Origin of the sequence: Pseudosulfitobacter koreensis, from assembly GCF_024733015.1 — a bacterium.
GTDB classification, from domain to species: Bacteria; Pseudomonadota; Alphaproteobacteria; order Rhodobacterales; family Rhodobacteraceae; genus Pseudosulfitobacter; species Pseudosulfitobacter koreensis.
In genome coordinates this window covers 62,232-77,286 of sequence record NZ_JANKJG010000008.1, presented here as the reverse complement: position 1 = coordinate 77,286, position 15,055 = coordinate 62,232, and the positions used below count along the sequence as shown (strand labels likewise).

The 15,055-nt window shown below is 63.7% G+C and carries 13 protein-coding genes; 9 read left to right on the top strand and 4 right to left on the bottom strand.

Features of this window, described 5'->3' with window-relative positions; genetic code table 11:
- Nucleotides 1-49 precede the first annotated feature (49 nt).
- Entirely contained in the window at nt 50-865 is an 816-nt protein-coding gene (locus NTA49_RS11780; RefSeq protein ID WP_258294982.1) for a DUF4198 domain-containing protein, read from the bottom strand.
- On the opposite strand from NTA49_RS11780, the gene NTA49_RS11775 reads away from it, so the two are divergent.
- Complete coding sequence (locus NTA49_RS11775) at nt 864-2,057, top strand: HupE/UreJ family protein (RefSeq protein WP_258294981.1); 1,194 nt, start codon at nt 864-866, stop codon at nt 2,055-2,057. The two genes, NTA49_RS11780 and NTA49_RS11775, sit on opposite strands and share 2 nt — an antisense overlap.
- A 27-nt stretch (nt 2,058-2,084) precedes the next feature.
- On the opposite strand, the gene NTA49_RS11770 is transcribed toward NTA49_RS11775, so the two are convergent.
- Nucleotides 2,085-2,699, bottom strand: a complete 615-nt coding sequence (locus NTA49_RS11770; protein ID WP_258294980.1) for a thiamine phosphate synthase — start codon at nt 2,697-2,699, stop codon at nt 2,085-2,087.
- A gap of 121 nt (nt 2,700-2,820) precedes the next feature.
- On the opposite strand from NTA49_RS11770, the gene NTA49_RS11765 reads away from it, so the two are divergent.
- From NTA49_RS11765 to NTA49_RS11750, 4 genes are all read left to right on the top strand, one after another.
- Nucleotides 2,821-3,558 (top strand): RNA methyltransferase, encoded by a 738-nt coding sequence (locus tag NTA49_RS11765; RefSeq protein ID WP_258294979.1) that lies wholly within the window; start codon nt 2,821-2,823, stop codon nt 3,556-3,558.
- 61 nt (nt 3,559-3,619) lie between these two features.
- Nucleotides 3,620-4,786 carry a heme A synthase gene (ctaA, locus tag NTA49_RS11760; protein WP_258294978.1) on the top strand — a complete coding sequence of 389 codons (1,167 nt, stop codon included), beginning with the start codon at nt 3,620-3,622 and terminating at the stop codon, nt 4,784-4,786.
- Between the two features lie 6 nt (nt 4,787-4,792).
- The gene (locus NTA49_RS11755) at nt 4,793-6,268 is read left to right on the top strand and encodes a carboxypeptidase M32 (protein WP_258294977.1); all 1,476 of its coding nucleotides are present in this window, start codon (nt 4,793-4,795) and stop codon (nt 6,266-6,268) included.
- Nucleotides 6,269-6,416: 148 nt separating this feature from the next.
- On the top strand, nt 6,417-6,773 hold the full coding sequence (locus NTA49_RS11750) for a hypothetical protein (protein WP_258294976.1): 357 nt from the start codon (nt 6,417-6,419) through the stop codon (nt 6,771-6,773).
- 198 nt (nt 6,774-6,971) lie between these two features.
- On the opposite strand, the gene gyrA is transcribed toward NTA49_RS11750, so the two are convergent.
- On the bottom strand, nt 6,972-9,755 hold the full coding sequence (gene gyrA, locus NTA49_RS11745; protein ID WP_258294975.1) for a DNA gyrase subunit A: 2,784 nt from the start codon (nt 9,753-9,755) through the stop codon (nt 6,972-6,974).
- Between the two features lie 190 nt (nt 9,756-9,945).
- Here gyrA and NTA49_RS11740 point away from each other — a divergent pair, with 190 nt between their 5' ends.
- Nucleotides 9,946-10,215: an usg protein gene (locus tag NTA49_RS11740; protein WP_258294974.1), complete on the top strand. Its 270-nt coding sequence runs from the start codon at nt 9,946-9,948 to the stop codon at nt 10,213-10,215.
- A 10-nt stretch (nt 10,216-10,225) separates the two neighbouring features.
- On the opposite strand, the gene NTA49_RS11735 is transcribed toward NTA49_RS11740, so the two are convergent.
- Entirely contained in the window at nt 10,226-11,185 is a 960-nt protein-coding gene (locus tag NTA49_RS11735) for a radical SAM protein (RefSeq protein ID WP_258294973.1), read from the bottom strand.
- Nucleotides 11,186-11,346: 161 nt separating this feature from the next.
- Between NTA49_RS11735 and zwf the strand changes: the two genes are divergently transcribed.
- From zwf to pgi, 3 genes are read left to right on the top strand one after another with little or no spacing between them, the layout of a single operon-like run.
- A complete protein-coding gene (zwf, locus tag NTA49_RS11730; protein WP_258294972.1) occupies nt 11,347-12,801 on the top strand; it encodes a glucose-6-phosphate dehydrogenase in 1,455 nt (484 codons plus the stop codon).
- A complete protein-coding gene (gene pgl, locus NTA49_RS11725) occupies nt 12,798-13,466 on the top strand; it encodes a 6-phosphogluconolactonase (protein ID WP_258294971.1) in 669 nt (222 codons plus the stop codon). Before zwf ends, pgl begins: the two co-directional genes overlap by 4 nt.
- A 3-nt stretch (nt 13,467-13,469) precedes the next feature.
- Nucleotides 13,470-15,053 (top strand): glucose-6-phosphate isomerase, encoded by a 1,584-nt coding sequence (pgi, locus tag NTA49_RS11720; RefSeq protein WP_258294970.1) that lies wholly within the window; start codon nt 13,470-13,472, stop codon nt 15,051-15,053.
- Nucleotides 15,054-15,055 lie beyond the last annotated feature (2 nt).

Genomic DNA, 15,055 nt, shown 5'->3' with positions numbered 1-15,055 from the left:
AAGCCGTTCAGAGGCGCGGATCGCACAGTAATCGCAGTCTGTTTGCAGTCTATTCGGGCACCTTGAACGTCAACGCGGCCCACAGGGTTTCCCACACCGCGTCCCGGTCGCCGGAATATGGCCGCAGCACCACCGCATCCAGCAGGTATTCGCTGCCCGGCGAGACGGGGATGCTGGCGACACCTTCGGCATTGGTGCGGGTCAGGGTGATGTCCACCTCGCCCTCGGGCGTGCGGCGGAAGATTTCCACCTGCGCATCGGCGCGCGGCTGCGCCTTGTACAGCACCTGCACCTGCATGGTGCCGTCAAAGGCCGCCGAATAGGGGTTGGTCAGCGCGACCAGTTCGGTTTCCATGCCGGTGATCATGTCGGTGCCTTCGCCGTTGCCCACGGCGACCAGCGATTTGATATAGCGGCTGTAAACTTCGCCAAAGCCCTGCTGGGGCCAGCCTGCTGCCAGGTGTGCGGCCTCGGCGATCTTGAAATCCTTGTGCTCGGCGAAGGCCAGGAATTTCTCCCATTCGGCGTATTTGAGCGAGGACGGCGTGGATTGATAGACCAGCACCAGCAGCCCGTCGACGGCGGGTGCGGCGGTTTCCAGCGCGGGGATATTGCCCGGTCGCGCCTCGACAGGGGCTGCGGTCTCGCCCATGATCATGTCAAAGCGCACGATGTTGTTGGGGAAATAGCCCAGCGTGGAGCCTACGAATTCCTCGCCGTTCTTGAGGTCCGCGGTCAGATCGCCCTGGGTTTCGACTTGATACGCGAGCGGTTCCAGCCAAGACTCGTGGGCGAAGACCGATGAGGTGCCCGCAAGGGGGACACCGAAGGCGGTGGCGATAAACAGGAACCGGGACAAACGCATGACAAAACCTTTTGCTAAGTTGGCCTCCAAGCTGCGCCAAGTGGCGGCAATGTCAACCCTGTGGCTGCTGACGGTTGCGTCATCTGGTCACGCCCACGAGATCATGCCGACGGTGGCGGACATCAGCAATGAGGGCAGCACACTGACCCTGCAGCTACGCGCCAACGTCGAGGCGTTTCTGGCAGGCATCGACATGGACGCGATCACCGACACGGACACGGCGGCGCAGGCCGAGGACTACGACGCCCTGCGTGCCCGTCCCGTCGAGGAGATCGAAGGTTTGCTGGACGGGCTGATCGCCGACTGGAATGCCGTGCCGATGGTGCGCAGCGACGGTGCGGCGGTGCCGCTGTCGCTGTTCGACTTCCAGGTCGCCGAGGCGCCGGACCCGCAGGCGCCGCGCCAGTCGCTGCTGACGATGACGGGGCAATTGCCCGCAGGCGCCTCTGAGGTCACGGTGTTCTGGCCCGACGGGCAGGGTGCGCTGGTCCTGCGCCAGCAGGGCGTCGATGAGCCGTTTACCGGGTATATCGAGAGCGGCAGTGACAGCGGGCCGATCGCGTTGGCGGGGGGCGATGTGGCGTCGGGTTGGACCACGTTCGCAGGCTACATCCCCGTGGGCTTTGACCACATCCTGCCGAAAGGTCTGAACCATATCCTGTTCGTGCTGGGGCTGTTTCTGCTCAGCACCGCGTGGCGGCCCCTGATCGTGCAGATCAGCGTGTTCACCGTGGCCCATACCGTCACGCTGGCGCTGGGGGCGCTTGGGCTTGTGAGTGTTCCGGGCAGCATCGTCGAGCCGTTGATCGCCGCCAGCATCGTCTATGTGGCGGTCGAGAACATTTTCTGGCGCAGGCTGTCGCCCTGGCGGCCCTTTGTGATCTTTGGCTTTGGACTGCTGCACGGGCTGGGGTTTGCGTCCGTGCTGGGCGAATTCGGCCTGCCTGCGGATCAGTTCGTGCCTGCGCTGCTGGGCTTTAACGTGGGCGTTGAAATCGGGCAGCTGACGGTCGTGGCGCTGGCGGCGATCCTGTTCGTGCTGGCGCTGTCGGCGGCGCGTGCCGTCCGGCTGGAGGGCGACGAGATATTCGTGCAGGAAAGCGATGTGCTGTTTCGCGCGGTATCCATCACCGGGTCGCTGATCATCGCACTGATCGGCGCATGGTGGGTGGTCGAGCGGGTGTTCTTGTAACACCCGCCGCCTGCGTCTGGTTTTTGGTCACAAGTCGGCCAGAAGGGCCGTCAAGGCTGCGGCGGGGTCATCCGCGCCCCAGATTTCCGCGCCGATGCCGAAGAAGTCGGTGTAGGGTGCCAAGGCCGTGATCTGCGCGCGGTCCAGGTTGCCTTCGGCGATCACCGGAATCTCGATGACTTCGGACCACCACTGGAACAGCTCTGCCTCGGCAAAGTCGTCGTCTTCGGGGCTTTTGCCCTGAACCGGACCGAAGGCCACGTAATCCGCGCCCGCTTCGCCCGCCGACAGACCGTCGTGGCGCGAGCCGCTGCAGAAGGCGCCGACGATGGCATCGGGCCCCAGCGCCTTGCGGGCGTCGCGTACCGATCCGGGCAGGGTCAGGTGCACGCCGTCCAGCCCCAGACGTTCGGCCAGCGCCACGTTGTCGTTGATCACCAGCGCCACGTCGCGCGCGTGCGTCACTTCGCGCAGCGCGTCGGCGGCGCGCGCCAGGCGGTCTTCGTCGCGGGTGTCCAGCGCCAGGCGCACGCAGGCGATGGGATGCGCGTCCAGCACCCGCGCCAGCACGTCGGGAAACTGCGCGAGGTCCATCTCTGGCGGGCTGATGAGGTAGAGTTGCGGCTGCTCGGTCTCGGCCATGATCTTTTGGTCCTTTGTCGTCACTGGCAGCGCAGATAGCGGATCGCGCAGCGAAAGGAAACAAGTGCCTGCATGCGCCGGGGGGCTTTTCGACGCCGAAAGGGCGCTGTATGGGGGCGGCATGAGCGATATTCCTTACTTTGTGCTGGTGCGCCCGCAAATGGGCGAAAACATCGGGTCCGCCGCGCGGGCGATGTGGAACTTTGACCTGGACCGGATGCGCATCGTGGCCCCGCGTGACGGCTGGCCCAATCCGGCGGCTGTGGCGCTGGCCTCGGGGGCGGGGCGGTTGCTGGATGATGCGCAGCTGTCGCCCGATCTGCCCGATGCGCTGAAGGACTGCACTTATGTCTATGCCACCACGGCGCGGGCGCGCGATCTGTCGAAACCGGTGTTTTCGCCCGAAGAGGCGATGCGCGATGCCGCCGCGCGGATCGCGGAGGGCCAGAAGGTCGCGGTGATGTTCGGCCCCGAACGCGCAGGCCTTGAGAATGAGGACATCGCGCGGGCCAATGCGATCATCTCGGTGCCGGTGAACCCCAAGTTTGCCTCGCTCAATCTGGCGCAATGCGTGCTGTTGGTGGGCTATGAGTGGATGCGCGCCAGTGGCGCGGTCGTGCACCGCACGGATGCGCTGGCTGGCACCGACTGGGCGCAGGGCGTCGAGGTCGAGCATCTGGCGGCGCATTACGAAGAGCAGCTGGACGCGGCGGGCTTTTTCTTTCCCGAACACAAATCCGCCAGCATGCGCACCAACCTGCGCAACATGTGGAGCCGGATGCCGCTGACCCGTGCCGATGTGCAGATGCTGCACGGGGTGATGCGGCAGATGGTCCGATGGGCGCAAAAGCGGGACTGAAGGTTCTGGACCATCCTGCGGCGCGGCCCTAGGTTGCGCGGCAAAGATGAGGACCCAACCCATGAGCGGCAAACCCAAAAGCGGAAAACGCAGCATTTTCGAAGAGGTCGCAAGCCCCGAGGCCGCGACCAGAGACGCACCCGTCGCGGGTGTCATCGACCGGGGGCGCGGAGGTGCGCGGCGCGGCATCCGCATCTGGCTGATGATCCTGTTCGCGCTGGTGTTCGTGATGATCGCCGTGGGCGGTCTGACGCGGCTGACGGATTCGGGCCTGTCGATCACCGAATGGAAGCCGTTTACCGGCGCGATGCCGCCGCTGAACCAGGCCGACTGGGAATCCGAATTCGCCAAGTATCAGCAGATCGACCAGTTCCGCATCATGAACCAGTGGATGGAACTGTCTGATTTCAAGGTGATCTACTGGTGGGAATGGGGTCATCGCCAGTTGGGCCGGGTGATCGGGCTGGTCTGGGCCCTGGGCTTTGCCTATTTCGCGGTGCGCCGTCAGGTGCCCGTGGGCTGGAACCGCCGATTGTTGTTCGTGGGTCTGCTGGGCGGTGCGCAGGGCGCGATCGGCTGGTGGATGGTGGCCAGTGGCGTGACGCAGGGCGAGGGGGCCACGAGTGTGGCGAGCTACCGGCTTGCCACGCACCTGGGGCTGGCGTTCATCATCCTGGGGGTTCTGACGTGGTATATCCTGCTGTTGGGCCGGACCGAGCGGGACCTGATGCAGGCACGGCGCAGCAAGGAGGCGAAGCTTTTCGGTCTCTCTACCGGATTGCTGCATTTCGCGTTCCTGCAGATCCTGATCGGCGCGCTGGTGGCGGGCATCGACGCGGGCCGCAGCTATACCGATTGGCCGTTGATGGGCGGGCAATGGTTTCCGCCCAATGCCTTCCCGGTCGAGCCTGTGTGGCGCAACCTGTTTGAAAGCCCCGGTCTGGTGCAGTTCATCCACCGCATCGCGGGCTACCTGCTGGCGATCTTCGGCGTGGTCGTCTGGCTGCGCGGGCGGCGCAGTGCGCACCGGCGGACGCGCTTTGCCTTCAACGCGGTCTTTGCGGCGCTGGCTTTGCAGATTGCCCTTGGGATCGTCACCGTGCTCTATGGCGCGCCTGTGCATGTGGCGATCCTGCATCAGGGGCTGGCTGTGGTGCTGTGGGTCTTGATCCTGCGGGCGCGGTTCCTCACTGCTTATCCGATCCAATCCTCAATCCGCGAAGGCTGATACCACATGACCGACTATGACGCGCTGATGGCATTTGAACGTGACACGCAGGCCCTGGCCCAGGTCGCGGGGCGTCTGGGGTGGGATCAGGAAACCATGATGCCGCGTGGTGCCGCCGATCAACGCAGCGACGAAATGGCCGCGATGGAGACGATCCTGCATGCGCGCCGCACGGCACCGCAGGTGGGCGACTGGCTGGCGGGGATCGACGACAGCACGCTGGATGCGGTCGGACAGGCCCAGTTGCGCCACATCCGCCGCAGCCATGCCCGCGCGACCAAGGTGCCTGCGGCATTGGCGTCGAAGCTGGCGCGGGTGACGTCGGTGGCCCAGGGCAAATGGGCGGAAGCGCGCGGTGCGGATGATTTCGCGGCCTTCGCCCCCGTGCTGGAAGAGGTCGTGGCGCTGAAACGCGAAGAGGGCGCGGCACTGGCTGCGGGGGGCGATCTGTATGATGCGATGCTGCAGGATTACGAGCCCGGCACGACGGGAGCCGAAATCGAGGCGATGTTTTCGGCCATGCGCCCGGTGCTGACAGATCTGCGCGCCGCCGTTTTGCAGGCCGAAAAGCCCGCAGCCCTGACCGGCACCTATGACGAGGCCGCGCAGATGAAGCTGAGCCGCCATCTGGCGCGCACCTTCGGCTATGACATGCAGCGCGGGCGCGTGGACAAGGCCGTGCATCCGTTCAGCTCGGGCAGCGGCAATGATGTGCGCATCACCACGCGGACCAATCCGACCGATCCGTTCAACTGTTTCTATTCCACGATCCACGAGGTCGGACATGCGGCCTATGAGCAGAACATCGACCAGGCCTATCTGCTGACGCCGTTGGGGCAGGGCGGGTCGATGGGCGTGCACGAAAGCCAAAGCCGTATCTACGAGAACCAGATCGGACGTGGGCGTGCCTTTACCGGCTGGCTTTACGGGCAGATGAAGGATGCCTTTGGCGATTTCGGCATTGCCGACGAGGATGCGTTCTATGCCTGCGTGAACCGCGTGAACAACGGCTATATCCGCACCGAGGCGGACGAGGTGCAGTACAACCTGCATGTGATGATGCGGTTCGATCTGGAGCGCGCGCTGATGTCGGGCGATCTGGCGGTTGCCGATCTGGAAGCGGCCTGGAACGACCGGTTCGAGGCGGATTTCGGCTATGCCGTCGACAAGGCGAGCAACGGCGTGTTGCAGGACGTGCATTGGTCGGTGGGCCTGTTCGGTTACTTCCCGACCTATTCGCTGGGCAATGTCTATGCGGGCTGTCTGTATCAGGCGCTGCGCACGGCGGTGCCCGATCTGGACGACCATCTGGCGCAGGGCGACACCACGCCCGCGACCGATTGGCTGCGCGACAACGTGCAGGTCAACGGTGGCCTCTACGAGCCGCGCGTGACCATCACGATGGCAAGCGGCATGGAGCCGACCGAGGCGCCCTTGCTGGACTACCTCAAGGACAAGTTTGCGGGCATCTACGGGCTTTGACCGCCGCGCGCGGGGTTTGGCGGCGGGCCAGAGCCGGTTGCGTCGCAAGCCCCACGGAAACGGCCAGGCGTTACGGTTTTATTAAGGTTTAGGGTGTCATCTGTCCTGAGCGGTTATTTGTTTTTCCGAATCTTATGGAGGTTTCCTGATGAAAACTGTTTTTTGCGCCGTGGGCCTGACCCTGATGCTTGCCACCTCCGCACTGGCACAGGGCGTCGTGCGTCAGGTGGAGGTGAACGGCGGCAGCGGCAATGCGGATTATCCGGTGGCTGTCACCGGCTCGGACGGCAGTTCCTATGCGTGCAAGGCTGATTTCTTCAGCGAAGACGGTCTGCGCAAGCGGCTGTGCCTGCGCGATGCCGTCACCAATGACGCGCCGGTGTTGCTGTCCGGCGGTCTGGGTGCAGGCATTGGCGTTGCGGCCCTTGCGCTGGGTGTGATTGCGATGGTTGCCGGGGGCGACGACACGTCGACCACGACCACGTCAACAGGCGGGACGCCCTGATCTGCGGGGCGACGATCCACGGGGCAACGATCCGCAGGGCGACAGTTTGACCTCGAGCGGGTGTGTCCGGTTTTGAAAAGAGAAATGAAAACGGCGACCCTGCGATAGGACCACCGTTTTTAGACCGTACCCTTTCGGAGGCCTGCTGTATCTGCGCGCGGTTCAGGGTCGCCTGACCCCGAGCCGCGCGCAAACGCATCATTCTTCGGCAGGACCCTCGGTGGCATCGCCACCTTCGACATCGCCACCTTCGACATCGACATCCGCATCGCCCTGATCGGCGATCCATGCGACGCTGACGACCTCTTCGTTCTTGCCGGTGTTGAACACCCGCACGCCACCTGCGCTGCGCGAGCGGAAGCTGATGCCCTCGACCGGCACGCGGATCGACTGGCCCTTGGACGTGGCGAGCATGATCTGGTCGTCCATCTCGACGGGGAAGGAGGCCACGATTTCGCCGCCGCGCATCGCCTTGTCCATCGCGGTGACACCCAGGCCGCCGCGCCCGCGCACGGGGTAGTCGTGGCTGGACGACAGTTTGCCCGCGCCCTTGGCGGTGATGGTCAGGATCAGGTTTTCGGCGGCCGACATCTCGACGTAGCGTTCGTTCGAGAAGTTTGGATCGGCGGGGGCTTCGTCCTCGTCGGTGTCCTCGTCTGCCAGTCCGGCCATTGCGCGCCGCATCTTCAGATAGGCGGTGCGTTCTTCGGATGTGGCGTCGAAGTGGCGGATGATCGACATCGACACGACGGTGTCTTTCGCGCCCAGCTTGATCCCGCGCACCCCGACCGAGGCGCGTGAGTTGAACACCCGCACGTCTGTCGCCGGAAAGCGGATCGCGCGACCCGAGTTTGTGATCAGCATCACGTCGTCGTCGTTCGACGCGATGCGGGCGTTGATCAGCGTGGTGCCCTCATGCTCGCCCTCGAACTTCATCGCGATCTTGCCGTTGCGCATGACGTTGGTGAAATCCGACAGCTTGTTGCGGCGCACGGTGCCTGCCGAGGTGGCAAAGACCACCTGCAGATCGTCCCAGTCTTTTTCGTCGCGGTCGACCGGCATGATGGCCGCGATCGAAACGCCGACAGGGATCGGCAGGATGTTGACGATGGCCTTGCCCTTGGACGTGCGGCTGCCTTGCGGCAGGCGCCATGTCTTGAGCTTGTAGGACATCCCGTCGGTGGTGAAGAACAGCAGTTGCGTGTGGGTGTTGGCCACGAAGAGGGTGGTGATCACGTCCTCTTCCTTGGTCTGCATGCCCGACACGCCCTTGCCGCCGCGCTTTTGGGCACGGAAATCGGCCAGCGGCGTGCGTTTGATATAGCCGCCCGAGGTCACGGTCACGACCATGTCCTCGCGCTCGATCAGGTCCTCGTCGTCCATGTCACCGGACCAGTCGACGATGTCGGTGCGGCGCGGCACGGCGAATTGGTCGCGCACTTCGCGCAGCTCGTCGGCGATGATGCCCATGATCCGGTCGCGGCTGCCGAGGATTTCAAGGTATTCCTTGATCTTGCCGGCCAGCTCTTCCAGCTCGTCGGTGACCTCCTTGACGCCGATCTGGGTCAGGCGTTGCAGGCGCAGATCAAGGATGGCGCGGGCCTGGGTTTCAGAGAGGTTATAGGTGCCATCGTCGTTGGCGGTGTGGGTCGGATCGTCGATCAGCGCGATGTAATCGAGGATCGATTCCGCAGGCCAGCGGCGTGTCATCAGCTTTTCACGCGCCTCGGCCGCATCGGCAGAGGACCGGATGGTCGCGACAATCTCGTCGATGTTGGTGACGGCGACGGCCAGACCGCACAGGATGTGGCTGCGCTCGCGGGCCTTGCGCAACAGATAAGCGGTGCGGCGCGCGACGACATCCTCGCGGAAGTCGATGAAGCAGGTCAGGAACCGGCGCAGGGTCAGCTGCTCGGGGCGGCCGCCGTTGAGGGCCAGCATGTTGCAGCCGAAATAGACCTGCATCGGGGTAAAGCGGAACAGCTGGTTCAGCACCACCTCGGCGGTGGCGTCGCGTTTCAGCTCGACCACGACGCGCACGCCGTTGCGGTCGGATTCGTCCTGCACGTGCGCGATGCCCTCGATCCGCTTTTCGCGGGCGGCCTCGGCGATGCGTTCGATCATCGTGGCCTTGTTCACCTGATAGGGGATCTCGTCGATGACGATGGCAAAGCGGTCCTTGCGGATCTCCTCGACGCGGGTCTTGGCCCGGATCACGACGCTGCCGCGCCCCTCAAGATAGGCTTTGCGCGCGCCGGAGCGGCCCAGCATCGTGCCACCCGTGGGGAAATCGGGGCCGGGCACATAGTCGATCAGTTGCTCGGAGGTCAGGTCCGGGTCTTCGATCAGCGCCAGCGTGGCATCGACGACTTCGCCCAGATTGTGCGGCGGGATGTTGGTCGCCATGCCGACCGCGATACCGCCGGCGCCGTTGACCAGCATGTTTGGAAAGCGCGCGGGCAGAACCGTGGGTTCTTTTTGCTTGCCGTCATAGTTGTCCTGGAAATCGACGGTGTCCTTGTCGATGTCGGCCAGCAGATAGGCGGCGGGCTTGTCCATGCGCACTTCGGTATAGCGCATCGCGGCGGCGTTATCGCCGTCCATCGAGCCAAAGTTGCCCTGACCGTCGAGCAGCGGCAGCGACATCGAGAAATCCTGCGCCATGCGCACCAGCGCGTCATAGATCGCACTGTCGCCATGCGGGTGGTATTGGCCCATCACATCGCCCACGGGACGCGCCGATTTGCGATAGGATTTGTCATGCGTGTTGCCGGTTTCGTGCATCGCGAACAGAATGCGCCGGTGCACCGGTTTCAGCCCGTCGCGCAGGTCGGGAATGGCCCGGCTGACAATGACCGACATGGCATAATCCAGATAGGACGTGCGCATCTCGTGTTCGATGGTGACAGAAGGCCCGGTGTAGACGGGACGCTCTGGCGGAATTTCATCATTGTTCTCAGGTGTTTGTGGCGTGTCGTTCACTTGGCTGCCCGTCTTTTTCTGAGTGTCTATATGTTGTGAGGAACCTTATCAGAAGCGGCATATAAGGTGCAATGGCGGGTGGCCCCGTGCGGTTGGCAGCACAGCGCGCAGAGTGCCAACATACTGTTTTCATTGAAAAGTAATCTGAGCGTGCCAAGATGCAAGAAAAGCAGCATGAAAGGTGCGCAAGATGCAGGTCTCGGAAACGGAAATGATGTTGAAGGGATACGGGCTGACCACTGCGGAATTCTTCTACCGCATGCCCGATTATACCCATGTTCTGAACACTTATGTCTGGCAGGATTACGATCTTGCCCCGGATCACCCGCGATTGTTCGAATTCGTCGAGTTCTGGCAGAGCGAGATCGAGGGGCCGCTGCATTCAGTGCGCTTTATCCACCGCAAGCTGATCGCGCCGGGGGAATGGCGCAATCAGGTCGGTGAATTTCGGATACACTGAGCGGGCGGGATCAGGCCGAGCAGCTGGCGCCGCCCAGCACGCAGAATTTTGCGCAATGCGGGTGGTTCAGGGCGACGGGTCCTTCGGCGTCTTTCAGGGTCTCGCCCAATTCGAACTCGGGCGCGTAGGGCAGCAGCGTGCAGGCCAGCACGGCGGGGCGCTTAGCACCCTTGCGTTTGACGACCATGCGCGAGGATGAGCACATCACCGCATCGGGTGACTTGTTCAGGATGCCCCAGCAGGCGGTGGTGATTTCGGGCACTTCGACCTCTTCGTCCATTTCAGGGAAAAGAACTGTCATGCCAGGGTCTTGTGCGTCGATGTTGAAGCCGTGGCGCGCGTAGAATTCGGCGTAGCCTGCGCGCGAGGTGACCTCGTCCTCCTCGAACACCGAGCGGCCCGCGACCGCCATGCGAAAGCCGTGGTCGCGCAGCCATTCCATGCCTTTCAGCGTCTTGGCGAAGCTGCCCGTGCCGCGTTCGGCATCGTGCAATTCGGCGCGGTGGTGATCGACCGAGATGCGCATCGTAAGCTTGCCGGGGTAATCGGCGTTCAGCGCCAGCAGCCCGTCCTGCATTGTCTTGCGCATCATCGGGCGCATCGCGTTGGTCAGGATCAGCACGTCATAGCCGCGTTCCAGCGCGGCGCGGGTGATGTCGATCATCGCGGGGTTCATGAACGGCTCGCCGCCGGTAAAGGCAATCTCGGTCACGGGCCAGGCGCGGTCAGTCAGCTGGTCGAGGTAATCGCGCACCTCGTCCGCCGTGATATAGACCAGCGCGTCATTGGTCGGGCTGCTGGCGATATAGCAGTTCTCGCATTCGATGTTGCACAGGGTGCCGGTGTTGAACCAAAGCGTCTGTGGGTTGGACAGGGCCACGGTCGCGCGCTCCTCGCCCTTGGCGGTCAGCTTCGGGTTCTGAAATTTGCCTGCGTTGCCGTGTGTTTGGGCATCTGCACTGTCTTTCATCTTGTCGGGGCCTCCGGTCTTTGCCTCTCTTTCATTTGTGGTAGGGTACGCGCGAAGGCAAGAATAGCCGCCGGATTGACCCTGACACTATTGTGATCGGGGGTGGTTTAGGGCATGTTTGCGCTAACATTGATAGATTTCGATAATCGAGGGCCCTTAGTATGGTTTCGCGCGTCATTCCGGTCGATCCTTTTGATCTGGTCATTTTCGGGGGGACGGGCGATCTGGCCCGTCGCAAGATCCTGCCGGGTCTGTTCCGGCGGTTTTGCGCGGGGCAGATGCCCGACGACGCGCGGGTGATCGGTGCCGCCCGGTCCGAGATGACGTCGCAGGACTACCGCGACTTTGTGGCGGATGCGATTCGCGAGTTCTGCAAGCCGGCGTCGTTCGATGATGGCCAGCTGGAAGCGTTCCAGACGCGGCTGGATTATGTCACCGTCGATGCCAAGGGCGATGGCGGCTGGCCCGAACTGGGCAAGCTGATGGAAGGGCGCGACGTCGTGCGGGCCTATTACTTTTCCGTGGCCCCCAGCCTGTTCGGCGATCTGGCGTCGCGCCTGCACAAGTGGAAGCTGACCAGTGACCAGACCCGCATCGTGGTCGAAAAGCCGTTTGGCCGCGATCTGGCCACGGCCAAGGCGCTGAACGCTTCGCTGGCCGAGCATTTCGACGAGGGCCAGATTTACCGGATCGACCATTATCTGGGCAAGGAAACGGTGCAGAACCTGATGGCGGTGCGCTTTGGCAACATGCTGTTCGAGCCGCTTTGGAATTCGCAATATGTCGATCATATTCAGATCACGGTGGCCGAAACCGTGGGCGTCGGGGGCAGGGGCGAGTATTACGACCGCTCAGGCGCGATGCGCGATATGGTGCAGAACCACCTGATGCAGCTGTTGTGCCTGATCGCGATGGAGCCGCCCAGCAAGTTCGACCCCGACGCGGTGCGCGATGAAAAGCTGAAGGTGATCCGCGCGCTGGACCCCGTCGCACCGCACCACGTCGTGCGCGGACAATATGACGCCAGCAGCGATGGCCCAAGCTACCGCGAGGCGGTCGAGGACCCGCGGTCGCGCACCGAAAGCTATGTGGCGATGAAGGTGGGCATTTCCAACTGGCGTTGGGCGGGCACGCCGTTCTATCTGCGCACCGGCAAGCGTCTGGTGGCGCGGTCCAGCGAGATCACGGTGGTGTTCAAGGAGCTGAACCATTCGATTTTCGGCGAGAAGCAGGACCACCGCAACACCCTGTCGATCCGGCTGCAGCCCAATGAGGGCATCACGCTGAACGTGACCATCAAGGAACCGGGACCGGGCGGCATGCGTCTGGTTGATGTGCCGCTGGACATGTCCTTTGCCGACGCGCTTGGCGCAGACGCGGAGGAGCCGCCAGATGCCTATGAGCGGCTGATCATGGACGTGATCCGGGGCAACCAGACGCTGTTCATGCGCGGCGACGAGGTCGAGGCCGCATGGGCCTGGACCGATCCGATCATCGCGGGCTGGGAAGCGCGCGGCGAGGTGCCCAAGCCCTATGACAGCGGCAGCGCGGGGCCGGGCGATGCAGTACAGATGCTGGCCCGCGACACACGGGTCTGGCGAGAGGTGAAACCATGAAGATCGAAGACTATCTGGACCGCGAGATGCTGGCCATCGGGGTCGCCAATGTGATGGCGGGTGCGTTGGAAAACACGCTGTTCACCCATGAACGGGCGCTGATGGTGGTGCCGGGCGGTACGTCTCCGGGGCCGATATTCGACGCGCTGTCGGCGGCAAGTGTGGATTGGGACCGGGTCGATGTGACCCTGACCGACGAGCGCTGGGTGGACGAGACCTCGGACCGATCAAACGGGGCGCTGTTGCGGCGGCGGCTGTTGGTCGACCGCGCGGCGGCGGCCCGGTTCAAGCCGCTTTACCGCGATGGCATGGACGTGGATGCGGGGGCTGCCGATGTGTCGGGCGATCTGGCGGATACCCTGCCGATTTCCGTGCTGCTGCTGGGCATGGGGGCCGACATGCACACCGCATCGCTGTTTCCCGGCGCCGAGGGGCTGGATGCGGCGCTGGCGCCGGATGCACCCGTGGCCCTGCCGATCCATGCCGAGGGGCAGGAGCCGCGCATCAGCCTGTCGGCGCATGTGCTGAACGACGCGATGTCGAAACATCTGGTGATTTTCGGTGCCGAGAAACGCGCGGCACTGGAACGGGCGATGGATCTGACACCGCAGGATGCGCCGATTGCGGCGGTTCTGGAAGATATTACCGTACATTGGGCAGACTGAATTATGTGGACTGAATTGAAGACCAAGGCCGCCGCGGTGGCCGACCGTCATATGCTGGATCTGTTCAGCGCTGACGCAACGCGCGCCGATGATTTCAGCGTGCAGACCGGCGACATGCGGCTGGATTATTCCAAGACGAACCTGGACGCCGAAACCCGTGACATGCTGCTGGCGCTGGCCGGGGCATCGGGCTGGCAGGACAAGCGCGATGCGATGTTCGCAGGTGCGCCGATCAATGAAACGGAAGGGCGCGCGGTGCTGCACACCGCTTTGCGCAATCTGGACGGGGGTGCTGTGCAGGTCGATGGCGCGGACGTGATGCCCGGTATCCTCGACACGCTGGCGCGGATGCGCGCCTATGCCGATGCGGTGCGCGGATCGGATGTGACGGATGTGATCAACATCGGCATCGGTGGGTCCGATCTGGGGCCCGCGATGGCGGCGCAGGCGCTGACGCCCTATCATGATGGGCCGAGGGTGCATTTCGTGTCGAACGTGGACGGCGCGCACATCGCGGACACGCTGCGGGGGCTGGATGCAAGCACCACGCTGGTCATCGTCGCCTCGAAAACCTTTGCGACCATCGAGACCATGACCAACGCCCGCACCGCGCGCGCCTGGATGCAGGACAACGGTGGTGATCCCACGCAGCAATTTGCGGCGCTGTCGACAAACATGGAAAAGACCGCTGACTTCGGCATTCCGGCCGAGCGTGTGTTCGGGTTCGGGGATTGGGTCGGCGGGCGCTATTCGATGTGGGGGCCGATCGGGCTGAGCGTGATGATCGCCGTGGGGCCAAAGGCTTTTGACGCGTTCCTGCGCGGCGGACAGGCGATGGACCGGCATTTCCGTGCAGCAGAAGGCGTGGAAAACATGCCGCTGATGCACGCGCTGGTGGGGATGTGGCACCGGCAGGTTCTGGGATACGGCACCCGCGCGGTGCTGCCCTATGACCAGCGGCTGGCGCTGCTGCCTGCCTATTTCCAGCAGCTTGAGATGGAGAGCAACGGCAAATCGGTGACGATGGACGGCAAGCCGGTTGCGGTGCCCTCGGGCCCCGTGGTCTGGGGTGCGTCGGGCACCAACGGGCAGCACGCGTTCTATCAGCTGATCCATCAGGGCACCGATGTGATCCCCTGCGAGTTCATGATCGCCGCACAAGGGCACGAGCCCGAACTGAAGCACCACCATGATCTGCTGGTGGCCAATTGTCTGGCGCAATCCGAGGCGCTGATGCGGGGCCGGTCACTGGACGCGGCGCGTGCGTCTGTTGCGGGCAAGTTCGAGGGGGCCGAGCTGGAGCGTCAGGCGGCGCACCGGGTGTTCCCCGGAAACCGGCCTTCGGTCACGCTGGCCTATCCGCTGCTTGATCCCGAAACGCTGGGCATGATCGTGGCGCTCTACGAGCACCGGGTGTTTGTCGAGGGCGTGATCCTGGGCATCAATTCCTATGACCAGTGGGGGGTTGAGCTGGGCAAGGAACTGGCGACGGCCTTGCAGCCGGTGGTTGAGGGCACCGAGAGCGCAGAGGGCAAGGACGGCTCGACACGCGGGCTGGTCGCATTCGTGCACCGCCACCGGGCCTAAGG

Coding starts and splice junctions, on each gene's coding strand:
- NTA49_RS11775 (WP_258294981.1), top strand. CDS start 864: ATGACAAAACCTTTTGCTAAGTTGGCCTCCAAGCTGCGCCAAGTGGCG.
- NTA49_RS11780 (WP_258294982.1), bottom strand. CDS start 865: ATGCGTTTGTCCCGGTTCCTGTTTATCGCCACCGCCTTCGGTGTCCCC.
- NTA49_RS11770 (WP_258294980.1), bottom strand. CDS start 2,699: ATGGCCGAGACCGAGCAGCCGCAACTCTACCTCATCAGCCCGCCAGAG.
- NTA49_RS11765 (WP_258294979.1), top strand. CDS start 2,821: ATGAGCGATATTCCTTACTTTGTGCTGGTGCGCCCGCAAATGGGCGAA.
- ctaA (WP_258294978.1), top strand. CDS start 3,620: ATGAGCGGCAAACCCAAAAGCGGAAAACGCAGCATTTTCGAAGAGGTC.
- NTA49_RS11755 (WP_258294977.1), top strand. CDS start 4,793: ATGACCGACTATGACGCGCTGATGGCATTTGAACGTGACACGCAGGCC.
- NTA49_RS11750 (WP_258294976.1), top strand. CDS start 6,417: ATGAAAACTGTTTTTTGCGCCGTGGGCCTGACCCTGATGCTTGCCACC.
- NTA49_RS11740 (WP_258294974.1), top strand. CDS start 9,946: ATGCAGGTCTCGGAAACGGAAATGATGTTGAAGGGATACGGGCTGACC.
- NTA49_RS11735 (WP_258294973.1), bottom strand. CDS start 11,185: ATGAAAGACAGTGCAGATGCCCAAACACACGGCAACGCAGGCAAATTT.
- zwf (WP_258294972.1), top strand. CDS start 11,347: ATGGTTTCGCGCGTCATTCCGGTCGATCCTTTTGATCTGGTCATTTTC.
- pgl (WP_258294971.1), top strand. CDS start 12,798: ATGAAGATCGAAGACTATCTGGACCGCGAGATGCTGGCCATCGGGGTC.
- pgi (WP_258294970.1), top strand. CDS start 13,470: ATGTGGACTGAATTGAAGACCAAGGCCGCCGCGGTGGCCGACCGTCAT.